Genomic DNA, 25862 nt, shown 5'->3' with positions numbered 1-25862 from the left:
TTTCAGCGGGATAGCGGCAAAGGCAAAATCCCCCCGGAGTCTAAAAACAACTCGGCCACCAAAGACCACGCCCCTGCGGGGACTTGGGCCTTCGTGGCCGGGAGTTTTGCCATGGCTGGTGGTCGAATTGCGGGGCGGGCCATCCGGCCGCCCAAAGCGAAGATACGATGCGTTTTTTCTAAAGCGCCATTGATGCCTGTTTCGTAGCAGAGCATCCGCGCCGTGTCAAGTTTTTTCAGTAGCTAAACTATTTACGCAATGCTCTTTAACAACTCGATATAGTTTAGTAATTTGCCATGGATGACCTTTGATGACCTTCAGTCTGGCCTATCGCGCGCCAAACAAAAGGCCCGCCGGGATATTCGCTCCCGACGGGCCAAACACACGACGCGTGGTCGGATCAGGCCAGCTTGGCCCCCACCTGCTTGCCATAGCCCTGGGCCATGGGCACGGCCCCGTCCAGGGAGGCGGCCTTCAGGCGCAGGCTGTCGCCGACCATGTCCATCTTGAAGATGTGGCGCATGGTTTCGAAAATGCGCTCCGGCGCCTCGCCGCTCCAACCATAGGCCCCGAACGAGGCCCCGACCTTGCCGGCCAGATCGGCTTTTTCGCCCAAAAACAAAAGCTGCTTCATGCTGGGCAGCATCTCGCCATGATAGGTGGCCGAACCGAAGACATAACCGTCATAGCCACCCAAGGCCTCGGGCGATTTGATCTCCGCGGCGTCTTTTAGCTCGACCTCGGCCAGGCCAAAACGCAGGCCTTCGGCGATCAACTCGGCGATTTTCTTGGTTTCTCCGGCTCGCGTCGCATAAGCGACCAGCACTTTCGCCATGTGCAAGCTCCTTACGATCGCCCGGCCTGGCCGGCGATCGCGCGGCCGAGGTCATGGGCCTGTTGCATGGTTTGTTGGTGTTCGAGGATGCCGCCCTTGGCCTCGACGCCGCGGATCAGCATGCCGCCTTCATAGCTCATGTCCAGCGCGTCAAAGAAGTACTTGGCCTCCAACTCCACGCAGACGAACATGTTCTTGCCCTGGGTCGCGCCAACGGCGATCAGATAGCCCCGACCGCCGTCATAGACCTTGCGCTCTTCCTTGGTCTTTTTGCCCAGCAAACGGCGCGACCACTCGGCCTGGGCCCGGTCGATGAGGGCCTTGGTCTGGGCCGGCGCGCCATAGAAAAAAATCGGCTCGGCCAGGATAATGGCGTCGGCCTGGCGCAGCAGCGGATAAACGTCTTGCATGCCGTCGTCGATGACGCACTGGCCCGTGGCCTCGCAAGCGCCGCACTCGATACAGCCCGAGATGCGCAGCTTGCGGCAATAGACCGCCTCCGTCGTCGCTCCGGCCTCGCGGGCCCCTTGCAGGGCTTGGTCCAGCAGCAGATCGCTGTTGCCGCCTTTGCGCGGACTGCCGTAAATCCCCAACACATTCATTCGTTCACCCCAGCATCGCCGCGCGCGCTCAGAAGGTTATCAACTCGAAGCCTCGCTCCAGATAGGCCGCCATGCCGGGGTGGCCGTTCATGTCCTCGCCCAGAGGCAGGCCCTCGGCGATCACGGCCTCCAACACGCCCATTTTCTGCGAACAGGCCTTGCACGCCGCCCAGATCAGCCCGGCGTCCTTGACCTTTTTATAGAGCCCGTGCATGGGGTTGTCGGCGTGGGCCAGCGCGGGGACAAGCTTGGTGGCCGCCCCCTCGATGACAACGCCCACCTCCCAGCCCTTGGCCTCCATGTCCAGGGCGTTGAGCAACACGTGCACGAAACACATCACCTCGCCGTTAAAGGCGAAAAGCACGACCTTTTTCATGATGGATACGCCGCTCCTAACGCAGCCTGTCGTCCTTGCCCACGCCAAAGCAGTCGGGCGTGTAACAGGTCACGTCGATGAATTCGCATTTTTGCTTGCAAGACGGGCACTTCTCCGGCGGACGTTGAATCTCCATGGTGTAGCCGCAGTTGGTGCATTTCCAGCTCATTTTCATCGGTTGAGACATGGCCAATCTCCTCTTTCCGGCAATCCGATAGCAATTACCGGAAATATTATTAAATATGCTGAGCCTCTCCATTCCTCCTGTCAACATTTTAAACCATGGCCCCCGCGCAAAAACAGCCCCAACAACGCCGCCGCCGATCGACCGCTAGACGAAAAATGGCCGACGAACCAGGATCGCCCAGTTCGCCGGCCAGCTAGGAGGAAGGAGGGCCTGTCAGACTATTTGCCAGCCTCCGGGCCAAAGAGCTGGGGCGGCTTTTGCGTGCTGCCGCCGGCGCCGGGGAAGTCCTGGGCCACGTAGGCCTTCTTGTTGTGGGCGATCAGTTCGTCGGCCTCATGCATGAAAACGACGTAGCGCTTCTTGCACTCGTAGAAGCCGTGCCACCAAGCGTAGTCCGGGGCCATCATCGCCGAGCCCATGCGCGCCCGGCGGCCCTCGTGGTGCCACAGCTCGTAGAACTCGGTCCACAGCGGCGAGCGGAAATAGGCGTCCTTGGGCAGCAGATTCTTGGCGAAAAGCTCCTCGAGCTTGGCCAGGGCCGGCTTGTAATAGGTCTCGTTATAGAGCAGCACCGCGCCGTCCATCTGGCTGTAGTGGCTCTCGACCCACTGCTGGGCGTGGCATTGCAGGCAGATTTGCTGCATCTTCTTGCGCTCGTCTTGCCAGTCGCTCTTGGCCGGGAAGGCCTTGAAATCCTGCGGGCGGATGGTCAGCGGGGCTTGCAACTCCCAGCTTAGGCGCTCGGTGACGTCGTGGCTGGTCAGCACCGCCCCGGCCCCCGACATGTGGCAGGCCGCGCAGGTGGGCGAGCGGTAATCCACGCCCGGCGTCCAGGTGCCCGGCGCGGCGTCCCAGTTCCAGGTCGTGCCCGCGCCGTTGTAGATGGCCCCATGCTTGGATTCTTCCCAAATCTCCATCTGCGGGTGATCGGGGCCCAGGTGGCACTGGCCGCAGGTTTCGGGCTTGCGGGCCTCGGCCACCGAGAAACGATGGCGCGTGTGGCAGGCCGCGCAAGAGCCCTTGCTGCCGTCCAGGTTGACGCGGCCCACGCCCACGTTGGGCCAGGTCAGGGGGTCAAGCTTGCCGTCCTTGATGGCCAACACCGTGCCATGGCAATGGAAGCAGCCGTTGGCCCGCTCGAAGTCGCTGTTCTGGCCCTGATTCAGCCAGGGGTCGATCTTCCAGATGATCTCCATGGTGTTGGCGTGCTTGCTCTGGGCGTATTGCTTGGCCTCGTCGGGATGGCAGCGGCTGCAATCCTTGGGCGTCACCGCCGCGGCGATGGCCACGCGATATTCCGACTTGCCCCAGGGGCTGTCGGCGCGCTCGTATTGCTTGAAGTGCCCGCTGGCCACGTCGGGGTCGTGCTCATCGGCCTGGTGACAGTCCAGGCAGGTGATGCCAGCGCTGGCGTGGCGGCTGTGGGCCCAGTCGGCAAAAATGCCGGGGTTTTCGGCCTTGTGGCACTCGATGCAGGCCAGGGCCTGGGGGCTCAGGCCGCGTTCGATGCGAAACTCTTTTTGTTTGGGCATGTTGGGGCTCTCGTTTGCCGCCAGGGCCGCCCCGCCCAGCACCGCGGCCGCCAGCAGGGCGACCGTCCAGGCCAAGAGTCTTTTCATGCCAACCAACTCCTTCCCATCATTACATCTTTTGGTCATAGGCATAAAGGCCGCGCGGCCTGTGCACAAAATTGCGGTGGCAATCCGTGCAGCGTTTTTCGTAGCCGGGCCTGGGGTAGATCACCGCGCGATGGGCCAACATGGCCCCACGCTGGTAAGGCATGTAGAGCAGATTGCGGTGGCACTTCAGGCATTGGTCGTTTTCGATGGTGGCCCAGGCCTGCTGACGCATGGCCTGGCGGTCGTAGGGGCCGCCCACGAAATGCAGCAGCACGTCGCGGATGCCGTGGGCGGTCTTGACGTAGAAGAAATTGATGGTGTCGTGGGGCGCGGGCAGGTGACAGTCCATGCAGTCGGCCACGAAGCCCTTGTCGTTGACCACGTGACTGGAGGTCTGCCAGTCGAAATAGGCCGGCTGGATCTCGTGACAACTGGCGCAGAACTGGGGCGTGGAGGTGCGAGCCATGGTGTAGTAAGTCAGGCTGAACAGCGGAAAGCCCAACACCACGCCCAGGGCCACCAACAGGCCCACGGTCAGCGTCCGGCCACGCCAGCGTTTTTTGTTTTGTTCGGCGGGAGCGGCCTCTTGGTCGGGCATGCCTTCCTCCGCGAATGTGGCGTGTTTTTGTGGGAAAACGCGTTCAATGGCGCGCGAGGCGAAGCAGTGGCGTAATTTCATGATAAGCAACCACCACCGGGCTGGGCAAGGGCCTTTTTCATCCACAATAATAAAGCGCCCGCCGCGCGGGGCGACGGGCGCTGGAGTTGATAAGCTTGGCCGCTAGCGGTACATGGCCTCGATCATCTCGGAATAGGCCTTGTTGATGGCCTTGCGCTTGAGCTTCATGGTGGGGGTGACCTCGCCGTCTTCCTCCATGAGCTTTTTGGGCAGGATGGTGAACTTCTTGATCTGCTCGACGCGGGCCAGAGTCTCGTTGACCTTGTCGATCTCCTGCTGGACCAGCTCGACCACCTCCTTGCGCTGGGTAAGCGTCTCGTAGGTGGTGAAGGGAACTTTGTGGTCCTGGGCGTACTTGACCACGTTGTCCTCGTCGATGAAAATGAGGGCGGTCATGTACTTGCGGCGATCGCCGATGGCCACGGCGTCGTTGATGTAGGGGCTGGCCTTGAGCTGGTTTTCGATGTTCTGGGGGGCGATGTTCTTGCCGCCGCTGGTGATGATCAGGTCTTTCTTACGGTCGGTGATCTTCAAAAAGCCGCGCTCGTCGATGGTCCCCACGTCGCCGGAGTGCAGCCAACCGTCGACCAGGGTCTCGGCGGTGGCGTCGGGGTTTTTGTAGTAGCCCATGAACACGTTGCGGCCCTTGACCAGGATCTCGCCGTCCTCGGCGATCTTGATCTGCACGCCGGGGATGGCCGGGCCGACGTTGTCGGCCTCGATGATGTCGTCCTGGTGCATGGAGGTGGGGCCGGTGTCCTCGGTCTGGCCGTAGACCTGGCGCAGGGGGATGCCGATGGCGTGGTAGAACTTGAGCACGTCGGCGCTGATGGGCGCCGCGCCGCTGATGGCCACGCGCATGCGCTCGAAGCCCAGGCGCTCTTTGAGCTTGCGGAAGACCGCGAAGTGGGCCAAGGCGTAAGTCAGCTTGAGCAGGGCCGGCACGCCCTGGGGGCTGAGCCTGGCCTCGGCTCTCTTTTTGCCGATGCTCATGGCCGTGGCGAAAACGGCCTTCTTGAACCAGGTGGCGTCTTTCATCTTGATGAAGATGGTGCTGGCGTATTTTTCCCAGATGCGGGGCACGGCGAAGAAGACCGTGGGCGATATCTCGATGACGTTGTCGGTGACGGTGTCGACGTTTTCGATGAAGTTGACGGTGTTTTTGAAGATCAGCGGCATGAACGTCGAGAAGTTGCGCTCGGCGATGTGCGAAAGGGGCAGGAAGCTGATCGACTCGTCGTCTTGCAGGATCTCCTGGGCGGTGGACATGGCCTTGCTGGTCCACAACACGTTTTCGTGGCTGAGCATGGCGCCCTTGGGCGGGCCGGTGGTGCCGCTGGTGTAGATCAGAAGGGCCAGGTCGTCGGGCTTGCGGCTGGCCAGGCGGCGCTCGAACAGGCCGGGGTTCTTGGCGTCGTGCTCCTTGCCCAGCGCAATGAGTTGCTCGAAGCTGATGACCATGGGGTCGGAGAAGTTGCGCAGGCCCTCGGTGTCGATGACCACGATCTTCTTCATGTCGGTGCAGTCGTCGCGGACTTCCAGGGCCTTGTCCAGTTGCTCCTCGTTTTCCACGATGTAGATCTTGGTCTCGGAGTGTTTGAGAATGTAGGCGCACTCGTCGGCCGAGTTGGTGGTGTAGATGCCCACCGAAACGCCGCCGGCGCTCATGCAGCCCAGGTCGGCGTAGAGCCACTCGGGGCAGTTGTCGCCGATGATGGCCACCACCTCGCCCGGGCGCAGGCCCAGGGCGCAAAAGCCCATGGCCACGTCGCGCACCGTCTGGCCGTATTCCCGCCAGCTCACATCGCGCCAAAGGCCGAACTTCTTGTAGCGCAACGCCGTGCGCGAGCCCAACTCGGCAGCCCGGCGATGCATGAGCTGGGGAATGGTTTCCTCGATCGGATCATCGATGGAAAAAGATTCGTTCGCTGTGGCTTGCCCGATTGTTGCCATGGACCCTTCACCCGCTGATTTGAATTATCCCCAAAAAACCGCCTCGCACCCAGCCTTCGCGGGCAACGGGCCGAAACGGAGTCGCGCGTTGTGGTTCGCCGAAACGATCTGGTCTCGACGCCATGCAGCGTCGCTGCAAAAGGCGGTTGTGATATGAAGAACAATGTTGTCAATCACGGTGTTTTTCAACTTGCCCTTTTGTTTGCCGTCCTGAATAGCCATCTTACATGAGCGAACAAGCCAAAATAAAGCCCCATAATTTCATTGCCCCGGTTTTTTGCCAAAAAAAAGAGCCCCCGCGCGGGGGCTCCTTGGCCAGGCGTCAAGCGCCTCACTCGATGATCTGGATGTAGGTCTTGGCCCGCAGCTCCTTCATCCACTCGCCGAAGCGCTCCTCGAGCTGATTGTTCTCCAAGCGGGCGCGGACCTGGTCGCGCACCTCCGCCGAGCCTTCCTTGCCATCGGTCAACGAGATCAGGCGCATGAACACCACGCCCGAGGGGATGTCCAGCACCGGCGACATGTCGCCCTCTTTCATCGTCTCGAGGGCCTTGCCCATCTCGGGCAACAGGTCGCTCTTGCTCAGCGGGCCGATCTTGCCGCCGCTGGCCGCGCCCGGTCCCTGGGAGTTGGCGCGGCACATCTCGTCGAAGTCCGCGCCGTCGACGGCCTCCTCGCGCAGGGCCTCGGCCTTGGCGCGCAGTTGGGCCTTGACGTCGTCGCCGGCGTTCTCGGGCAGCTTGAGGAACAGGGCCTGGATGGTCAGTTGCGGACCGCCGCCCTGGACCAACTCGGGATGCTCGGCCAGATAGTCGTCCACTTCCTTGTCGCTGATGACGACCTTGTTCTTGACCTCGTAGTTGATCAGCTTGCGCTTGAGTTGGTCGTTGCGGACCTTTTCGCGGTATTCCTCGGGGGTCATGCCGGTTTCGTTGAGCCGGGCGATGAACTCCTGCTGGGTCATGTTGTTGGCGGCCTTGAGCCGCTCGAGGAACATGCTCACCTCTTCCTCGCTGACGCTGATCTTCAGCCGCTCAACTTCCTTGTTGAAGAGCTTTTCGTCGATCAGCGAGTTGAGGGCCATGTAACGCACCTCGGCCGCCGGCGGCATGGCCATGTTCTGGCCTTGCTGCTGCTGCATCATCTGCAGCCGCTGGAGCAGCCCCTGGATGCTGCGATCCAGCTCGGCGGCGGTGATCGGCTCGTCGCCCACCACGGCCACCACCCGGTTGACCAACTCCTCGGCCAAAACCGCCAGCGGCGCGAAAGCCATCGTCACAAACGCCAGACCGGCGATCACTGAACGCAGTCTCATAATCGTCTACCTCTTGTTACTGCCCATGCCAGACTTCAAGAAATGGGGGTCGACCCAAATCTTGGATTCGCTCTTTAATTCTTCCAGCCACCCGACGGTCAAGGCGTCCTTTTTCTCCTTGGCCAACGCGTCTTGAATGCGCCCGGCCGCCTCGGCCAGGGGTAAAACCATGGCCGGCCGTTTTTCAATGACCCAAACCACGTGATAGCCGTAGTCGCTGTGAAACGGCCCGGCCGGACGGCCCGGCCGCGCGGCGAACACGGCCTTTTCCAGCTTGCCGGGCATGTGGCCGCGGCCCAACCAATCCGGCCGGCCGTCGCTGCCCAGGGCCACGCCCATCTCCTTGGCCGCCGCCAGCATGTCCTGACCCCGGTCCATGCGCGCCACCAACTCGTCGGCCATTTTTTTGTCGGGCAAGACCAGGTGCAGGGCCAAAATCTGCTCGGGGCGGCTGAACTGATCCTTGTGCTCGTCGTAATAAGCCACGATCTCGCTCTGGTCGACGCTGATCCTGGGCGTCAGCACCAGGTCGATGGTCTTGCGCACCAGCAGGTCGCGGGCCAGCTCATCGCGCCAGTCTTGGTAGTCCATGCCCCTGGCCAACATGCCCTCGCGAAAGGCCGCGGCGTCCATGCCGTGGTGTATCCGCTCTTCTTCGCTGTCCAACTCCTGATCGCTCAGCTCCACGCCCAGCTTGGCCGCCTGGCGCAGGATCACCAAACGCTGGATCATTTCATCCAGCACGGCCTTGCGCAGGCCGGCGTCCAACGACTTGGCGTCGGCGCCCAGCCCCATGAAGGCGGCTTTTTGGTTGAACTGATGGAGGGAGATTTTTTCGTCGTCAACGGCGGCGACCCAGGCCGTGGAGCCCGAACGATCGCAGGCGACAAGCAGCGCGGCCGCCGTCGATACGAGCAGCAGACAGGCCAGCGCAAAAAATGGGCGGACGTTCATCCTCATGATAGGCGGATTGTTACCATCACCGCCCGAAGAATGCAACAACTGCCCGCGCGGCGAACCAGGCCAGCCGATATTTCACCCCCAAACAGCCCATTGGCGGCAAATAATTCCGTCAATGCCACGACCCAATCGGCGCAATCACGCCAACAACCTGATCGAACACTACTTTTCGTCACGACCAGCCAAGGCGCCATTAATGGCGCGCAATTTGCATCAGACGCCCATCGAGGCGACTCGCCGCACGAAAATCAAACAAAGGGCAGCCGGCCATGCAAGCTACTTCTTTCTTCAACGGCGTCAGCGGGCTCAAGTCTTTCTCGCAGGGGCTCAACATCGTTGCTGACAACCTGGCCAACTCCAACACCTACGGCTACAAGTCCTCCCGCGCCGAATTCGCCGACGTGCTTTACAGGGAGCTGAGCTACACCGGCTCGGACCTGACCACCGAAATCGACCAAGTCGGCCAGGGGGCCACCGTCTGGTCCCACCAGTTGATGAACCAGGGCGCCATCCAGGAGACGGGTCGGACGCTGGATCTGGCCATCGACGGCAACGGCTTCTTCACGGTCAAAAACCTCGACACCGAGGAGCTGTATTACACCCGCGCCGGCCAGTTCGGCGTGGATGGCGTGGTCGGCCAGGAGGGCTTCATCATCAACGACCAGGGCTATCGCCTGCAGGGCTTCGCCATCGGCGACGACGGAGAGCCCATCGTGGGCAACCTGATCGACCTGCAGATTCCCGTGGAAAACCTGCCCGGCGAGGCCACGACGATCGTCGGCCTGGGCGTCAACCTCAACCCCGCCGACACCAGGGTCAACCAAGTGGCCACCGACATCGACCCCGAAGTCAGCGGCACCTACAACTACAGCTCCAGCACCACCGTCTACGACGCCAATGGCGACACGCACCAGATATCGGTCTACTACCAGCGCGTCGACGATTACGCCGGCACGGTCCCCGAAGGCGGTCAGACAGTCTGGAAGGCCTCGACCTTCGAAACCCAGGACGGCGAACAGGTCGCCAACCCCGCCGATCCGGCCAACACCTTCTACCTGCACTTCACCGACACCGGGGCTTTGGCCGGCGTCACCGACAGCACCGGCGCCACCGTCAGCGCCGACAGCATCGGCCTGACCATGGACTTCGGCGAGGCCGGCCAGCAGGCCATCACCCTGGATTTCGCCCCCGCCGCCGGCCAGGCCACCACCCAGGTCGCCGAGGGCTACTCCACCTCCACCAACACCCAGGACGGCTTTGCCGAGGGCGGCCTGGAAAGCGTGGCGGTCAGCGAGGACGGCTTTGTCACGGCCTACTACAGCAACGGCGAGATGGTCGACGTGGGCGTGGTGGCCCTGACCACCTTCGCCAGCCCCGGCAACCTGCGGCGCGAGGGCGACAACCTCTGGGCCTACGACGCCGACGCCGGCGAGATCTGGGTGGGCCAACCCACCGACGAGGAATTCGCCATGGGGGCCATCGAAGACCAATCGCTGGAAACCTCCACCGTCGACACCGCCACCGAAATGATGAACATGATCATCTATCAGCGGGCCTTCCAGGCCAGCTCCAAGACCGTCACCACCTCCGACGAGATGATCAAGACCGCCATCAACATGAAGACATGACCCCATCGCCGGCAACACGTGAAAAACCGGGGCGCTGTTCCCCGGTTTTTTATTGCCGCCCGGCCAGGACCGCTCATCGCAGGCCGATCAGCGCCAGAATACCGCCGATATCGGTGTAGTCGGCGATGGACTGCCCATATGCGAAGCCATTGCCCACCAGGACGAAGTTGTAGCCCAGTTTGGCCGAGGCCTTCATGTCCCAATCCGCGTCGCCGAAGTACGTCTTGGAGACGCATTGGCCGCAACCGCCCCGCAAGGCCGCCGTCTCCATGATTTTGACGCGGCTGTAGTGATCGTCGGAGGTGGCGATGGGGATCTCCGCGTAATCTATGGCCGCGGCGCGCAGTTTCAGTTCGGCGGTTTGCAGCCAGCCGCCGGTGGCCAAGGCCAGGCGAACGTCGTCGCGGGCGGCCAGGGCGGCCAGAAATTCCCGCGCGCCCGGCACGGGCCGAACGCCGTGCTCGGCGATGTGGTTGGCTATGCGCTGGATGAACAGCTCCTTGACGGAGCCGAAGATGCGCTCCCGGCCTTCGCGGACGTTGTGCTCGTCGAGGATCTGGCCCAAAACCCCATCGTCGGTCACGTGCGTATAACGGCCCCAGTTGGGGTCGATATGGGTTCCCAGCACATCCCGCACCGATGATTGAAAGCAGTCCGAATCGAATCCGGTGGACTGGACCAAGGTGCCGTCTATGTCGAACATCACCAGATGCATCGTTTCACGCCTGCGCAATATGTTCCAGGAACCGCCGCGCCCCGGCCATGGGCTCCTGGTCCGGCTCCAGTTTGAGGTGGACCTTGCCGTCGGGGAAGACGCGCAGCTTGTCGGGCTGGCTTTGGGCCATGTCCAGCAGGCGCTCCAGGTCCAGGGCCGTGGTCTGGGTGAACTGCACCGTCAGCGCCTCGGCGGCCAGATCCAGGCGCGTGGCGTGCATGCGCCGCAGCAGGGCCTTCAAAGACACCGACTCCAGCAGGTTGCTCACGGCCCTGGGCGGTGGGCCGAAACGATCGGCCAACTCCGCGCCGATGGCCTCCACGTCCTCCTGGCCGCGGGCGGCGCTCAGGCGCTTGTAGAGCGACAGGCGCACATCGGCGTCGGGCACGAAGCCCTCGGGCAGGCTGGCTGGCAGGGCCAGGTTCATCTCGGGCTCGGGGCCTTCACTGGGGGCCTCGCCCTTGAGCCGGGCCACGGCGTCCTCCAGCATGCCCAGATAAAGCTCGTAGCCCACCTCGGCGGCCATGCCGCTCTGGGCCTCGCCGAGCATGTTGCCCGCGCCGCGGATCTGCATGTCGTGCATGGCGATGGCGAACCCCGAGCCCAGTTGGGTGAAGTCCATCAGGGCCTTCAGGCGCTTGCGCGCATCGGAGCTGAGGGCAGCCTCGGACTTGATGAACAGGTAGGCGTAGGCCCGCTGGGCGCTGCGGCCCACGCGGCCGCGCAACTGGTAGATCTGGCTGAGGCCGAACTTGTCGGCGTTGTTGATGATGATGGTGTTGGCGCTGGGGATGTCCAGGCCCGATTCGATGATCGTGGTGCAGACCAAGACGTCCACTTCCTTGTGCACGAACTGGAGCATGACCTTTTCCAGTTCCTTTTCGGCCATCTGGCCGTGGGCCATGGCCACCCGGGCCTGGGGGGCCAGGCGGCGCACCAGGCCGGCCATCTTGTCCAGATCCTGCACGCGGTTGTGGACAAAAAAGACCTGCCCGCCCCGCTCCAGCTCGCGGGCCACGGCCTCGCTGACCCCGCCGGGGCTAAAGGCCGAAAGATAGGTCTTGATCGATTGACGATCCTCGGGCGGGGTGTTGATCACCGACAGGTCGCGCACGCCCGAAAGGCTCATTTGCAACGTGCGCGGGATAGGCGTGGCCGTGAGGGTGATCACGTCGACCAGGCGGCGCATCTTTTTCAGGCGCTCTTTGTCTTTAACGCCAAAGCGCTGTTCCTCGTCGACGATGACCAGGCCCAAGTCCTTGAACACGGCGTCTTTTTGGATGATGCGGTGGGTGCCCACCAGGATGTCGACCTTGCCCTGGCGCAGGCGTTCGAGGATGTCTTTTTGCTGAGCCGGCGTCTTGAAACGGCTGAGCGACTCGACGACTAGCGGCTGATCCTTCAGGCGCTGGGTCAGGGTTTGGCAATGTTGCTCGGTCAGCACCGTGGTCGGGGCCAGGAAGGCCACCTGTTTGCCCTGCATGGCCGCCAGAAACGCCGCGCGCAGGGCCACTTCCGTCTTGCCGTAGCCCACGTCGCCGCAGACCAGCCGGTCCATGGGCTTGTCGGTGATCATGTCGGCGATGACGTCCTCGATGGCCTGGGCCTGGTCGGGCGTCTCTTCGTAGGGGAAGCCGGCCTCGAACTCGCGGTAAGCCCCGTCGGGCGGGGTGAAGGCAAAGCCCTTGGAGGCCTGGCGGGCGGCGTAAAGCTCGACCAGATCATGAGCGATGGTCTCCACGGCTTTTTTGACCCGGCCCTTGGCCTTGGCCCAGGCCTTGCCGCCCAGGCGGTCCAGCGCCGGGGCCGCGCCGTCGGGCCCGCGATACTTGGAGATGAGCGCCATGCGGTCGGCCGGCAGGTAGAGTCGGTCGCCGTCCTTGTAACTGATCTCCAGAAAATCGCTTTCGGCCGCGCCCACGGCCATGGTCTTGAGGCCTTGGTAGCGACCCACGCCGTGGTCGATATGCACCACCAGATCGCCGGGGGCCAGGTCGTCCAGGGCGGCCAGCATGGCGCTGAGCTTGGGCGGGGCTTTTTGGCGCACGATGCGCGGCGCGCCGAAGATCTCGTCCTCGGTGACAAAACACAGCGGCAGGTCGTCGGGTTCGAAGCCCACCGTCAGCCCGCCCTGCAACAAAAGCAGGCTGTCCTCGGGCCGGCGGACAAAACCTTCGGCCTGGGCCGGAGCCTGGATCACCCGGCAAGGGGCCTCGCGCTGGGCCAACAGCTCGGCCAGGCGCTCGACCTGGGTCCGCGAGCGGCAGACCAACGCCACCTGGCGGCCTTGTTCGTTTTTGGCCGCGCACCACTGCAAAAGGCTGGCGATCAGCGAGCCCTCACCGCCGCGGCAAAGCTCCTGGCGCAGGCCGGTGTGGGCCGCCGCCCGCAGCCGGATGGCCCGGCCGCCCTGCTCCTCGCCGCCCATGGCCAGGGCCCGGCACAACAGGCGCGGCCCGGCGGCCAGACGCTGCTGGACCTGGGCCGGCGTGCGGCAAAGCATCTCCGGGGCCAGGACGATGGCCCCTTCCTCACGGGCCTGGGCAAAGCCCTCGGCCAGGCGTTCTTGTTCGGCGCGCAGGCGGGCCTCCACCTCGGCCGGCTCGATGACCACGCGTCGGCAACCCTCGGGCAGATAGTCGAACAGATCGCCGGACCGCTGAAAAAACAGCGGCAGCAGGCCTTCCAACCCGGCAAAGGGCGCGCGCCGCTCCAGGCGCTCGACCAGCTCGCTCAGCCGCCGCGCGCCCAGGCCCTCGTCCTTGGCCAGCCGGCGCAGGCGCTCCACCGCCCGCTCCACCGCCGGGGCCGAAAGCTCCACCGGCAGGCAAGGGATCAACGTGGCCCCGGTCAGGGGCAGTTGCGAGCGCTGATCCACCGGATCAAAACGCCGCACGCTGTCGATCTCGTCGCCGAAAAACTCCACGCGCACCGGGTCGTCGAGCAGCGGGCCAAAAAAGTCCACCACCGAGCCACGCACGGCGAAATCGCCCACCTGCTCGACCAGCGGGGCCGGGCTGTAGCCGCCGTCGACCAGATAGCGCACCAGTTCGTCGCGCTCCAGCGTCGCGCCCGGCTCGACCACCAGCGAATGATCGACCAGATGCTCGGGCGGCGGCTGGCGGCCGGCCAGGGCCCGGGCCGAGGTCACCACGATCAGCGGCCGCTCTTCGGCGATCAGTTCCCACAAGATGGCCAGACGCCGCGCCGTGACCTCGGCCGGCGGATCCACGCCCTGGTAGGGCGAGACCTCATAGGAAGGGAACAGGCGCACCGGACCGGCCGCGCCCAGAAAAAACTCCAGATCGCGGCACAAGGTCTCGGCCACGGGCAGGGTCGGGCAGACCACCAGCGTGGGACCGGGGATGTCCAGCCACAGCCGGGCCAGGGCAAAGGCCCGCGCCGCGCCCTCCACGCCGCCGATCAAGGCCGCGCCATCGTCGCGCATGGCCGCCGCCACCTGGGCCAGGGCCCCGCCAAGAGGCCAGGCCGTGGGCGCGCTTTGTGTTGTTGACGCCGTTTTTTCCATGGAGCAAAACATAATCCTTTATCGCCGCCACGGCAACGGTCGGCGAAATTACTGTAATCATGGCCGCCGCCAGGGTATAGGGTATACTAGGCGGTCTATCTTGGAGCGCGGGAGAAGACGTTGCCACAGGTTCTAAAGCTGCGAAACGCCGGCGCCGGACGCAATCAAGCGTTGCGCACGGCCCTTAGTCTGTCGATGATCACCGGCCGGCCCTTCGAGTTTTTCGACGCCGTCGACGACGGCCAGCACCCCAAGCCGGGCCTGGGCCCCGGCGGCTTCACCGCCGTCAAGGCCGCGGCGGCCGTCAGCGGCGCGGTCTACGAGGCGCGCCTGGGCAACCCCGACGGCTCTTTCCGCCCCCGCGAAATCCGCCCCGACGCCTATGTCTTCGACGTTTCGGCCCAGCGCAAAAGCGCCGCCGCCGTCACGCCGATCATGCTTTGCCTTTTGCCGGCCCTGGCCCTGGCCGCCGGCGACAGCTCGCTGGTGGTCACCGGCGGCACCCACGTCCACGCCGCGCCCACCAGCGACGAAATGCGCTACGTGCTGGCCCCCACCATGTCGTGGCTGGGCCTGCCCGTGAGCTGTTCCGAGATCGCGCCGGGCTTTTTGCCCTTGGGCGGCGGCGAGGCCGAAATGCAGGTCAAGGGCCCGGCCTTCATCCGCTCGTTGCAGGCCCAGGGGCCGTTCATGCCGCGCAAGGTCGGCCTGGAGATCGTCTCCTCGGGGCTGCCGGTGCACCTGGCCGAGATGGCCATGCAGGGGGCCCAGGACAGGCTGGCCCTCAAGGGCGTGCGCGCCGAAAGCCGCATCCGCCGGGCGCGGGGCGGCCACGGGCTGTCGGTGCTGGCCTGGGCCCAGTCGGCGGAGGGCTTGTGCGTGGGCTTCTCGGCGCTGGGCCACCGTGGCGGACGGCCCGAGGCCGTGGCCATCGAGGCGGTGGAGGGCCTTTTGACCTTCCTGCAAAGCGGCGTGGGCCTGCCGGCCCGCATGGCCGGCGATCTGCTGACGATCCTGGCCTGCGCCGAAGGCGTCAGTCGCCTGAGCCTGCCCAGCCTGCCGGCCGCCCTCAAGGCCTCGGCCAAGGTCATCGAGGCCTTTTGGCCCGGCTCGCTGCAACTGCTGGAGCCGCGCTTCGACAAGCCGGCCGAGATCCGCGTCATCGGCCAGGACTTCGGGCGTCAGGGCTGAAGCCCCGCCTGAAAAGCTCTATGCGCCGCGCACCTTGAACTGGCCCATCAACCCGCGCAGCTCCTCGGCCGCCGTGGCCATGGCCTCGGAGTTGCTGGCCGCCTTTTCCACCAGGGCCGAATTCTGCTGCACGGCCGCGTCCATCTGGGCCACCGCCTTGTTGACCTCCTCGATGCCGGCGGCCTGCTCCTGACTGGCGGCCGAGATTTCGGCCACGGTGTCGGAGACATGCTGGACGTTTTCGATGATCTCGCCCAACAGCCGGCCGCTTTCCTCGACCATCCGGCCGCCCTGGTCCACCTTGGCCACCGACTCGACAATCAGCTTCTGAATCTCCTTGGAGGCCGCCGAGACCCGGCCGGCCAGACCGCGCACCTCGCCAGCCACCACCGCGAAGCCGCGGCCGGCCTCGCCGGCCCGGGCCGCCTCCACCGCGGCGTTCAAAGCCAACAGATTGGTCTGGAAGGCTATTTCGTTCACCACATCGATGATGTCGCTGATCTTTTTGCTGGAGACGCTGACCTCGCGCATGGCCGTGACCGTGCGTTCCACGGCCTGGCCGCCCTGATGGGCCACCTCGGCGGTGCGCTGGGCCAACGCGTTGGCCTGGGTGGCGTTTTCGGCGTTCTGCTTGACGGAGCTGGTCATCTGTTCCAGGGCCGAGGCGGTCTGTTCGATGGCGCTGGCCTGCTGCTGGGTGCGGTCGCTGAGCTCCAGATTGCCCACGCTGATGGCCTGGGCGTTTTCGGCCACCACCCCGGCCGCGCCGGCCACGTGGCGCACGGTCTCGGAGAGATCCTGGTTCATTTTTTCCACCGAGCGCAGCATGTCGCCCAATTCGTCACTGCGCGTAAGTTCGGCTTGCTGGATGGCCAGGGTAAAGTCGCCCAGCGCCGTGCTGTTGACCGCCGCGGCGGCCGACTTGATCGGCCGGCCCAGGTTGCGCGCCAGCAGCATGGCCAAAAACACGCCCAGCCCCAGCACCACCACGGCCACCCCGCCGGCCATGGCCAGCGAGGCCGCCATCTGGCGGTCGGCCGGATCCAGGGAATAGATAACCTCGAAGGCCCCGTGAATCTCGCCTTCCTTCCAGTTTTCCATGCGCGCGCCCAAGGGGTCCAGGCCCTGGTCGTTGCCCCAGATCTCCTTGGACGTAGCCGGGTCGCCGTGGCAGAGCAGGCAGGGTTTGGTCAGGCGCACGGCCTGGAAATAACGCACCGAATTGATATCTTTGTCGATGACGTAGTAGCTGTTGGTGTTGTCGCTTTCCATGCGCCTGAGGGCCTCGGCCTCCACGGCGTCGGGCTCGTTCTTGGGGTTGCGCGGGTGGAATTTGGGCACCTTGAAGGTGTAGCCGCCTTCCTCGGATTTGCGCATGGCCGTCTGCCAGGCCGTCACCACGGGGATGACCGCCAGGAGCTTGCCCATGTCGCCCTCCTTGGCGTATCCGCGCACCTGATCAACGGAAAACACCCCCGAGGCCCACTTGTCCTCCATCTCCTGACGCGAGCTTTCGACCTGCAAAGTGGTGATGCGGGCGGCCTGGATAAAGGCGTCAATGGTCTCGCGGTATTGTTGCACGGCGTAGAGGGCCATCAACGAGGCCACGATGGCCAGCGTGAAGCAGGCGTTGACCAGAATGATCCTCTTGCCGATGGACCAACGCATCAGTCTTGCTTTCATGACGCACTTCCGCGATTGAGATCTGAGTGTCGTCCGCCGGCCCGCGCCGAGGCGACCATCGCTTTTTCGGCCGGTCCGCGCGCGCCAGCTCTCGCCAATGATTATCAGTCTATGCCAAGTCGCGGCGGTTGTTTGGTGAAAACAAACTCAACCCGGCGATTTTTGTTGCGGCCGGCTTCGCTGGTGTTGGCGGCGATGGGAAAGCTGCTGGCGTAACCAATGGCCGACATGCGCTTTTCGGGCACGCCGTCGCCGGCCAGGTAGCGCAAAACCGCCGCGGCCCTGGCGGCGCTTAGCTCCCAGTTGGACGGAAAACGCGGCGTGGAGATGGGTTGATCGTCGGTGTGGCCCTCGACGGTCAGGTAAAAGTCGAACTTTTTGGTGACCTTGGCGATGCCTTCCAAAAGCTTTTTGGCCTCTTGGCGAATCTCGGCCCCGCCCGGCTCGAAGAACAGGTGCCCCTTGACGCGCAGCCGCACGCCTTTGTTGCCGGCGTTGACGTTGACCTCGCTGCCCAGGCCGGTCTCGTTGACGAAATTTTGCACCTGTTCGGACATCTGGCGCGACTCCATGGCCGCCCTGGCCTCGGAGATGCGCCGGCTGGGCGCGGCGGCGTTTTGCGCGCTCGGCGCCGCCGTGGGGACGGCCACGGGCTGAAAATCGCCCTGCACCTCGTATTGCACGCCAAAGGCCGCCTGCACCGAACCCAGCATCTCGCGAAACTTCTGCACGTCCATGTTGGCCATCGAAAGCAACAAGACGAAAAAGGTCAGCAAAAGCGTGGATAAGTCGGCAAAGGTGGCCATCCAGGGCGGAGAGCCTTTTTTGATTTTTTTCTCGGGCGGCAAGGGGCTAGGCCTTCTTCTTGGCCATGGCCTTGGCCTGAAGCTCGGCGCGATCCGACGGCGGCATGAAGCCCATCAGGCGTTGCTGGATCTGGCGGGGGTTTTCGTTGCGAGCCATGCCCATGGCCCCCTCGATGACCAGCTTGAAGTCCTCGCTCTGTCGGCCGGCGCGCTCCTCCAGCTTGGTGGCCCCCGGTGAAAGCAGAAAGTTGGCCCACAACGCGCCGTAGAAGGTCGTCAGCAGGGCCACGGCCATGGCCGGGCCGATGGCGCTGGGGTCAGAGAGGTTCAACAGCATGATCACCAGGCCGATCAGCGTGCCGATCATGCCCCAGGCCGGGGCCAGTTCAGCCATCTTTTCCATGACGCCGATGACCTCCATGCTGCGCGAATAGGCTGCTTCGGCCTCGATGGTCAGCACGTGGCGGATGTCCTCGGGCCGCATGCCGTCGGCCACCAGTTGAAAGGCCGTGCCCATGAACTCGCTGGGCGGCTTCATCTTTTCCAGGGCCAGGGGGCCTTCCTTGCGCACGGCGTCGGCGGCCTTGAGAAGCTCGCGCACCGTGCCCACGTGGTCGATGCGCGGCTGAAAAAAAATACTCATCGAAGCCTTCATCGACCTGACCACGGCGCTCATGGGATAAGCCACCAGGGTGGCCGAAATGGTGCCGCCGATGACGATGAGGATGGACGGCACGTCGATAAAGGCCACCAAACTGCCCGACAACAGGATGCTGACCACCACCAGAACCAGGCCGACCACTATGCCGATGATTGTTCCGAGATCCACTCTGGCCGCTCCCTGTCCTACCGCGCCGCGCTAGTTTCCGATGACTTCTTTCAGCTCGTCGAGCGTTATCTCTCGCTCGGCGGGGTTGCCGCCCTGCTTGCCCGGCAGCAGCAAGGGATCGGCGGGCTGATTCTTGGTGTCGGGCCTGCTCTGACCGTGATAAAGGCTGTTGCGCGTCACGTCGCCGGAAGAGGCCGGCTTGTCCGCCCGCTTGGCCGGCGGCTGGCCGATCAGTGACTCCAGCGTGGCGGCGGCGTCGTCGTCTTTCTTGGCCGGCTTGAACTTGTCGTCGGCGCCCAGGCTGCCCTCGGCCTTGCCCCGGGTGCCGATCACCAGGTCGTCGGTGGTCATGTAGCGTTTGTCGGGCCCGGCCGAACGCACCACGTAAACGAAAGTCTCCCTGGTGACGAACTCCACCCGCAGGGGCATGCCCCAGCCGTCCTTGAAGTTTTCGCGCGGGCCCAGGCGCGGCAGCATGCCGGTCTTGCGGCGATTTTGCTCCGCCTCGTTTTGCACGGCGACGATCTGCTTGATGGTGTAGGAGTGCAGCGGCTGGGCTATGCTGACACCCCGGGCCAGGAGCTTTTGCTCGGCCAGGGCATAGGAGTCCGTGCCTTTGTATTGCTCCATGCCCACGGCCAGGCGACAGGCCTCCCACTCGTTGTCGGCGTCGAGTTGAAGGCTTATCTGGCCCAACAGCGCCCTCGCCTTGGGATCGTCGCCGGCCAGGGCCGCATTGGGCGCGCACATGCACAGTGCCAAAAAAAGCACAGTGAGCAGCCGTTTTTTTTCACCCATGGGCATTCCCTGGCAAGCTGGCTTTCGCGATTTCAGGATTGGGGTGGCGCTTTTATTATAGCTTGGCTCTGTTGGCCGCGCCATGGCATTTGTGGCGCGGCGGTCGGCGATCAGGCGCCTCAGGCGGCGGTCGTGCGCAGCCTGGAGAGCTTCACGGTCGGTCGCTCCTCGCCGGTTTGCTTGTCCTGGATCGTGGCCTCGCGGGCCGAAAAGCCCTGGTGGGTGTTTTCCAGCACCAGGCTGGCCCTGGGCGTGCGGATTTCCACGCCCTGCTCGGCCCTGCCCCGCACATCCAGCCAAATCGCGCCCTGGGGCGCCACGGCCTCCATGCGGGCGATCTGCTCGCGCAGGCGCTGAATCTCGAAGACCATCTCGCCCAGCCGGAGCGTGCCCTGGGCCACCCCCTGTTTGAGGGCTTCGCGCAGGGGCTTGATCATGTTGATCTGCGTCAGATGCACCTCGCGATCTTTGACGCCCTCCATGGAATGAAAGGCCTCGATCATGTGGCGCAGTTCTTCCTCGGTGCCCGCCAACTCGGTCTTCTGGGCGTCGACCGCCTCCATGATCTGGTCGCGCTGGTTGACCAGGGACTCCAGGGCGCGCTTGTTGGCGAAGTATTGCTTTTCGAACTCGGGGTTGACCCCGATGCGGATCATCGTCGCCTCGCGCCGCGAGCAGAGCACGTCGCCGGCCTGAACGCCCTTGATCGCCGCGATGTGGCTGTCGACGATGCGCGACTCCAGGCCGCTGACCCGAATATGGCCGCCGGCCTGCAATTTGCTCTGGATGATCTCGGTGTCGATGTTCATGTCGCCGTTGCAGACGACCCTGGCGTCGCGCACGAAGCGGGCCATGACGTTGCCGCCGGCCCGCACCACCGCGCCCATGATCCCGCCGTAGACCACCACGTCGGCCTTGACGTCGATGATGGCCCTGGGCTCGACGGTCTCGGCGGTCAGGCCATAGCATTTGACCTTGAAGTCGGAGCGGATCGTGCCCTGCACGCGCACCGCGCCGGGGAACTCGATATGGCCGGTGTTCAAGTCCACGTCGCCGGCGATGTCCAGAACGCTCTGCACCACGAAGCGTTCTTCCTCGGGCCGATCGGGCATGCCCTCCACCGCCGCCGACACGGTGGCCCCATCATCGTCGATCCGCACGCCATCGCCCGGCAGCAGGCGCAGCATGCGCACCTCCGGCGGATGGACCAGCTTGCCCAACACGTCGCGGCCCGGCTCGCCGCGCAGGCCCTTTTTCAGCGTGGCCAGCACCGTGCCCGGCTGCACGGTGGGAATCGGCCCCCGGTCACGAAAATCGACGATGCCCTTTTTGTTGACCCGGCCGACCACTCCCGCGCCAAAGTCGACCAACGGCGTAATCGCCGCATCCTCGCCCCTGACCGGGGCCTGGCCCCTGGCCACCACCAGGCCTTGCACGCGCTGGCCGGCCAGCAGGGCCTCGATGGCCTGGCGCATGGCCTGGGCGTCCATGCCATAACGCACGCCGCTTTTCTTCAGGGCCTCGGTGATGGCGTACTGCACCTGCTTGCGGTCGGCCCCCTCGGGCACCTCGCCGGAAAGCCGCGCCTCCATGCGATCTTCCGAGACCTCAAGCGCCAGCTTGTCCTTGAACTCTGCCTTGGTGGTTTTCGGCTGTTCTTCTGGCAAGGCGAGTCGGCTCCGGTCGCCCCGGCTCATCAGGTCCGGGGAGCGTGGTTGTTGGTGCGATATAAGCACAGGCTGTCATAAAATATCATTAACCGCCAGCGCTTGGAAACAGATCAATGGACAATTCCCAATATTGATCGGCCGCCCCAGGCGAACAACCCCGCCACGCAGCCGGTCATCACCGTGACCAACGTCGCCGCCCACAGGGCCTTGAAGCCCAACCGGGCCAGTTCCCCCACCCGCCCGGGGGCCAGCGCGCCAAAGCCGCCAACGAAGATGGCCACCGAACCGACGTGGGCGAAACCACAAAGGGCGTAGGAGGCGATAACGGCGCTACGGCTGTAGGCCAAATCGCCCCGCGCCAGCATGTTGGCCAACTCGGCGTAGGCCGGCAGTTCGGTGACCAGGGCCCGCTGGCCGATCAACGCGGCCACCTTGGGCGCGTCCTCCAGCGGCACGCCCATCAGCACGGCAAAGGGCCAGGCCAGCCAGGTCAGCACCTCTTTGAGCCCCACGCCCTCCAGGCCCACCAGGCCAGTCAGCCAACTCAAGATCTGATCGAGCAGGGCCGTGAGGCTGAGGAAGGCAAGCAACATCGCCGCGATGCCCACCGCCAGCTTCACGCCGTCCAACGCGCCTGCGCTGACGGCCTCCATCACGCCGTCGTAGCGGCCAAAGTGGGGGTCGACCACCTGGCCGGCGGTCAAGGGCTGGCCGGTCTCGGGCTCCATCAGTTTGGCCACCACCGCCGCCGCCGGGGCCGAAATGACCGATGCGCTGATCAAGTGCCCGGCGATGTTGGGGAAATACATGTGGAGATTGGCCACGATCACGCCCATGACCGTGCTGGCCACCGTGGCCATGGCCGCCGTCAGCAGCATGAACAGCTCCGAGCGGGTCATCTCCGGCAGATAGGGACGCACCACCCCGGCCATTTCCGCCCCGACCATGATGCTGCTGGCCACACCCAGGCTTTCGGCCCCGCTGAGGCCCATCGTCCGCGCGAGCAACCTGGCCAGCAGCCGCACCACGCGCTGCATCAGCCCAAGCTGATATAAAATGGCCATGCAGGCCATGAAAAACACCACCGTGCTCAGCGCCTGCACGGCAAAGACAAAGCCGATCGAGCCCGGCTGACCCGGCGAGATGGCCAGCGGCCCAAAAAGAAACGTGGCGCCGGCCTTGGCGCTGGCCAGCAGGGTCAGAAAAACGTCGTTGAGCGCCAGCATGGCCTGACCGCCAGCCGGCACGGCAAAAAAGAAAAAAGCCAGCGCGAGTTGCAAAATCAGGCCCCAGATCACCGTGCGCCAGGGCACGGGGCCCCGCCCCAGGCCGCACAGGCCCGACAAGAACGTCACCATCAACAAGCCGATCAGGCTGATCACGTTGTAGTACCAGGGCGCGGCTTGCATATTTCATCCTCCGGCGCGCAAATATTATAAATTAGCACAACCCGCGGCCGCTCGATCAAGATTCCGCCGCTTGCGCCGGGCGCGCGCTGATGGTAACTAATGGCGCCATGATCACCCTACACGACGTACACAAATTTTATGGCAAGCAAGATGTCCTGCGCGGCGTGGACCTGCACGTGGGCCCCAACATGCGCCTGGGCCTGGTGGGCCCCAACGGCGCGGGCAAATCCACCCTGCTGGGCCTGATGCTGGGCCAGATCGAGCCCGACCAGGGCTCGGTGTTCCGCGCCAAGAATCTGCGCATGGGCTATCTGCCCCAAGACCTGCTCAAACTCAGCGGCCGCACCATCCTGGAACTGGCCACCGACACCGGCGACAGCCTGGCCGAGGTCGAGGCCGAGTTGGAGCAGGTCCACGCCGAGCTGGCCAACGAAAAAGACCCCCAGGCCGCCGCCGAGCTGATGGCCCGTCAGGGCCAGTTGCAGAGCGTCTTTGAAAACCTGGGCGGCTACGACCTGGAATCCCGCGCCCAGCGGGTGTTGGCCGGGCTGGGCTTTCGCCAGGAGCAGCTCGACCGCGAGGTCAGCGAGCTTTCCGGCGGTTGGCTGATGCGCGCGGCCCTGGCCCGCATCTTGCTCTCGGCCCCGGACGTGATCCTCCTCGACGAGCCCACCAACCACCTGGACATGGAGTCGTTGCTGTGGTTGGAAAACCAGCTCACGCAGATGCCCTGCTCGCTGGTGCTGGTCAGCCACGACCGCGTGTTTCTCGATAAGGTCGTCAACCGCATCGTCGAGGTGGACGAGGGCCGCATCTTCGTCTACGGCGGCGGCTATTCCGAATACGAACAACAGCGGGCCAGCCGACGCAAGGCCCAGCAGGCGGCCTACGACGCCCAGCAAGAGCGCATCCGCGAGATGGAGCGCTTCATCGAGCGCAACCGCTCGCGCAAATCCAGCGCCGCCCAGGTCCAGGGGCGCATCAAGGCCCTGGAAAAGATGGAGCGCCTCAAGCCGCCCCACGAGGACGAATCGATCTCGTTGGAGCTGCCGCCGGCCGACCGCTCGGCCAAGGTCGTCGTCGAGTTGCTCGACGTCGATCTGTCCTATGGCCCAAAGCAGGTCTACAAGGGGCTCAACTTCATCGTCGAGCGCGGCGACCGCATCGTGCTGTTGGGCCGCAACGGCGCGGGCAAGTCCTCGCTGCTGCGCCTGCTGACCGGGGCCGTGGAGCCCACCGGCGGCCGGCGGCTGGTGGGCGGCCGGGTCAAGATGGGCGTGTTCAACCAGCACGCCATGGAAGACCTCGACCCCGAACGTGACGCCCTCACCGAGCTTTCCACCGTGGCCGGCATGATGCCCCAGAGCCGTCAGCGCGCGATTCTGGGCGCGTTCCTGTTCCGCGGCGACGACGTGTTCAAAAAAGTCAAGGTGCTAAGCGGCGGCGAGCGCAGCCGGCTGACCCTGGCCAAGCTCTTGATCGCCCGGCCCAACTTCCTGCTGCTCGACGAGCCCACCAACCACCTGGATCTCACCAGCCGCATGGTGCTCGAACGGGCCCTGCAAGAATACGACGGCACCCTGGTGTTGATCAGCCACGATCGGCATCTGGTCAACATCGTCGCCAACAAGATCGCCCACGTCGAGGAAGGCCGGGTGACGCTGCTGCCCGGCAATTTCGACGATTTTCAGCGTCTGTGGAAAAAGCGCCTGCCCCAGGGCGGCCTGGAGCCGGAGCCTATGGGCCCCGGCGGCCCCGCCGCGCCGCTCGAGCAAGCCGGCGAGGCCGACGCCGCCGGCGCCAAAAAATCGGCCGAGCAAAAACGCCGCGAGGCCCAGGCCCGCAACGAGCTCTATCGCAAGCTCAAGCCCCTGCGCGACGAGTTGGCCAACGTCGAGCACAAGTTGGCCCAGGCCACCGCCGCGGTCGACGAGCTTGTCGCCGAGATGGTCGCGCCCCAGGCCTACGCCGACGCCGATCGCTGGCGCGAGCTGTCCACGCGGCACCACGAGGCTGTCCAGCGCCTGGAAAAGGTCAGCCAGCGCTGGGAGCGGGTGGCCCTGGAGCTGGAAGAACTGGAAGCCCGGCACAAAGAGCTTTAAGCCAGCAGAACCGCCTGGCGATGGTATTGGACTTCGGCCCGCGCCACCGCCGCCAGGGCCTCGGTCGCGCGGCCGAAATCGGGCGCGTCGCGCTCGGAGGCGTCCTTGAGGGCCATGGCCAGCGCGGTCCAGTCCGCGGCCAGGGCGCGCATCAGCGCCGGCAGCTTCAACCGGCCCACCTCCGGCAGCAGCTCCGCCGCCTCGTCCAGAAAATCGGCGTACATCAGCCGAAAACCGCCGCCGCCGGTGCCGCGTCGTTCGATCATCTGATAGCAGAACCTGGTCGTCCAACGCCAATCGGGCAGCTCGCCCCAGGCCGGCATCTGGGCCAACCAGCGCGCCATGTCCGTCAAGCCGCCGTGGCCGCCGTGACCTTCGAGCAAGCGCCGGCTGCAAAAAACAATGGCCTGGGCCACGGCCGGGGCCAGGGGGCCGGGGTCGGTCAAGGCCGCCGGGGCGTACATGTCGCCGTTCATCTTGAAATAACCGTCGGTGCTGAAACGGGCCAGTTGCACGGCCGCGAAGGGCGTGCGCTGCAACTCCGACCTCTCGGTGTCGCTGAGCAGAAACTCCTCGGCGGCCTGGTCGTAGCCCCAGGCCACGATGACGTGGCCGGGAAAGTGCGTTTTGGTGTTATAATATGGCAAGTGATAAATATCGCTGCGCAAAAGAGCCGGCCGACCATCATCGAGCGCGGCGATGAGACCCTGGTGGCTGGCCGGGCCGTCGACAAAGCGCGTCCAGCGAAAATCCTGGCCGATGCGCCGGAAAAACTGGGCTTCCATGTCGTGGGAGCGCAGGTGGATCAATCGGCTGGGCGAGGCGGCCTCCATCAGCCACAGGCCCAGCCCCGCCCCCAGGCCAAAGCACATGGCCTCGCTCAGCTCCAGCCCGTGAAAGCAGGCCAGATCCCGCGCGCCGCTGCTGGCGCAGTGCCGGCCCGGCTGGTGAGTCACCGGCAATAGAACCATCGTGT

21 protein-coding genes are annotated in these 25862 nt (G+C 64.6%); 3 read left to right on the top strand and 18 right to left on the bottom strand.

Annotated elements, in window-relative coordinates:
• Positions 1–400 precede the first annotated feature (400 nt).
• From DEBA_RS08180 to DEBA_RS08140, 9 genes are all read right to left on the bottom strand, one after another.
• Complete coding sequence (locus DEBA_RS08180; RefSeq protein ID WP_013258455.1) at positions 401–835, bottom strand: flavodoxin domain-containing protein; 435 nt, start codon at positions 833–835, stop codon at positions 401–403.
• Positions 836–846: 11 nt separating this feature from the next.
• Positions 847–1437 (bottom strand): flavodoxin family protein, encoded by a 591-nt coding sequence (locus tag DEBA_RS08175; RefSeq protein ID WP_013258454.1) that lies wholly within the window; start codon positions 1435–1437, stop codon positions 847–849.
• A 28-nt stretch (positions 1438–1465) separates the two neighbouring features.
• On the bottom strand, positions 1466–1813 hold the full coding sequence (locus DEBA_RS08170; RefSeq protein ID WP_013258453.1) for a DsrE family protein: 348 nt from the start codon (positions 1811–1813) through the stop codon (positions 1466–1468).
• Between the two features lie 16 nt (positions 1814–1829).
• The gene (locus DEBA_RS18360; protein ID WP_013258452.1) at positions 1830–2000 is read right to left on the bottom strand and encodes a rubredoxin-like domain-containing protein; all 171 of its coding nucleotides are present in this window, start codon (positions 1998–2000) and stop codon (positions 1830–1832) included.
• 218 nt (positions 2001–2218) lie between these two features.
• Positions 2219–3619, bottom strand: coding sequence for a multiheme c-type cytochrome (locus DEBA_RS08165; RefSeq protein ID WP_013258451.1), 1401 nt, complete (start codon positions 3617–3619; stop codon positions 2219–2221).
• A 22-nt stretch (positions 3620–3641) separates the two neighbouring features.
• Positions 3642–4217 (bottom strand): cytochrome c3 family protein, encoded by a 576-nt coding sequence (locus tag DEBA_RS08160; protein ID WP_013258450.1) that lies wholly within the window; start codon positions 4215–4217, stop codon positions 3642–3644.
• Positions 4218–4400: 183 nt separating this feature from the next.
• Positions 4401–6173 carry an AMP-dependent synthetase/ligase gene (locus tag DEBA_RS08155; protein ID WP_043814066.1) on the bottom strand — a complete coding sequence of 591 codons (1773 nt, stop codon included), beginning with the start codon at positions 6171–6173 and terminating at the stop codon, positions 4401–4403.
• A gap of 409 nt (positions 6174–6582) precedes the next feature.
• Positions 6583–7566, bottom strand: a complete 984-nt coding sequence (locus tag DEBA_RS08145) for a SurA N-terminal domain-containing protein (RefSeq protein ID WP_013258448.1) — start codon at positions 7564–7566, stop codon at positions 6583–6585.
• Positions 7567–7572: 6 nt separating this feature from the next.
• Complete coding sequence (locus tag DEBA_RS08140; protein ID WP_013258447.1) at positions 7573–8526, bottom strand: peptidylprolyl isomerase; 954 nt, start codon at positions 8524–8526, stop codon at positions 7573–7575.
• Positions 8527–8795: 269 nt separating this feature from the next.
• Between DEBA_RS08140 and DEBA_RS08135 the strand changes: the two genes are divergently transcribed.
• Positions 8796–10154 carry a flagellar hook protein FlgE gene (locus tag DEBA_RS08135; protein WP_013258446.1) on the top strand — a complete coding sequence of 453 codons (1359 nt, stop codon included), beginning with the start codon at positions 8796–8798 and terminating at the stop codon, positions 10152–10154.
• A 73-nt stretch (positions 10155–10227) separates the two neighbouring features.
• On the opposite strand, the gene DEBA_RS08130 is transcribed toward DEBA_RS08135, so the two are convergent.
• A complete protein-coding gene (locus tag DEBA_RS08130; RefSeq protein ID WP_013258445.1) occupies positions 10228–10869 on the bottom strand; it encodes an HAD family hydrolase in 642 nt (213 codons plus the stop codon).
• 4 nt (positions 10870–10873) lie between these two features.
• Positions 10874–14398, bottom strand: coding sequence for a transcription-repair coupling factor (gene mfd / locus DEBA_RS08125; protein ID WP_148227819.1), 3525 nt, complete (start codon positions 14396–14398; stop codon positions 10874–10876).
• Positions 14399–14518: 120 nt separating this feature from the next.
• On the opposite strand from mfd, the gene DEBA_RS08120 reads away from it, so the two are divergent.
• Positions 14519–15589 (top strand): RNA 3'-terminal phosphate cyclase, encoded by a 1071-nt coding sequence (locus DEBA_RS08120; RefSeq protein WP_013258443.1) that lies wholly within the window; start codon positions 14519–14521, stop codon positions 15587–15589.
• 18 nt (positions 15590–15607) lie between these two features.
• Here DEBA_RS08120 and DEBA_RS17000 read toward each other — a convergent pair whose 3' ends face one another.
• The 6 genes from DEBA_RS17000 to DEBA_RS08085 form a co-directional block, all read right to left on the bottom strand.
• Positions 15608–17272, bottom strand: a complete 1665-nt coding sequence (locus DEBA_RS17000; RefSeq protein WP_013258442.1) for a methyl-accepting chemotaxis protein — start codon at positions 17270–17272, stop codon at positions 15608–15610.
• 104 nt (positions 17273–17376) lie between these two features.
• Positions 17377–18120: an OmpA family protein gene (locus DEBA_RS08105; protein WP_013258441.1), complete on the bottom strand. Its 744-nt coding sequence runs from the start codon at positions 18118–18120 to the stop codon at positions 17377–17379.
• Positions 18121–18124: 4 nt separating this feature from the next.
• On the bottom strand, positions 18125–18907 hold the full coding sequence (locus DEBA_RS08100; protein ID WP_013258440.1) for a motility protein A: 783 nt from the start codon (positions 18905–18907) through the stop codon (positions 18125–18127).
• Positions 18908–18937: 30 nt separating this feature from the next.
• Entirely contained in the window at positions 18938–19705 is a 768-nt protein-coding gene (locus DEBA_RS08095; RefSeq protein WP_013258439.1) for a hypothetical protein, read from the bottom strand.
• A 119-nt stretch (positions 19706–19824) separates the two neighbouring features.
• Entirely contained in the window at positions 19825–21372 is a 1548-nt protein-coding gene (locus DEBA_RS08090) for a FapA family protein (protein ID WP_187288616.1), read from the bottom strand.
• A gap of 113 nt (positions 21373–21485) precedes the next feature.
• Complete coding sequence (locus DEBA_RS08085) at positions 21486–22784, bottom strand: NupC/NupG family nucleoside CNT transporter (RefSeq protein ID WP_013258437.1); 1299 nt, start codon at positions 22782–22784, stop codon at positions 21486–21488.
• A 107-nt stretch (positions 22785–22891) separates the two neighbouring features.
• On the opposite strand from DEBA_RS08085, the gene DEBA_RS08080 reads away from it, so the two are divergent.
• A complete protein-coding gene (locus DEBA_RS08080; RefSeq protein WP_043814052.1) occupies positions 22892–24886 on the top strand; it encodes an ABC-F family ATP-binding cassette domain-containing protein in 1995 nt (664 codons plus the stop codon).
• Here DEBA_RS08080 and DEBA_RS08075 read toward each other — a convergent pair.
• Positions 24883–25857 (bottom strand): BtrH N-terminal domain-containing protein, encoded by a 975-nt coding sequence (locus DEBA_RS08075; RefSeq protein WP_013258435.1) that lies wholly within the window; start codon positions 25855–25857, stop codon positions 24883–24885. The genes DEBA_RS08080 and DEBA_RS08075 overlap by 4 nt on opposite strands.
• Between the last annotated feature and the right edge of the window lie 5 nt (positions 25858–25862).

Source organism: Desulfarculus baarsii DSM 2075 (assembly GCF_000143965.1).
Taxonomy (GTDB): domain Bacteria; phylum Desulfobacterota; class Desulfarculia; order Desulfarculales; family Desulfarculaceae; genus Desulfarculus; species Desulfarculus baarsii.
Note: the sequence above shows the minus strand (reverse complement) of the source record. Positions and strands in the feature narration are given on the sequence as shown.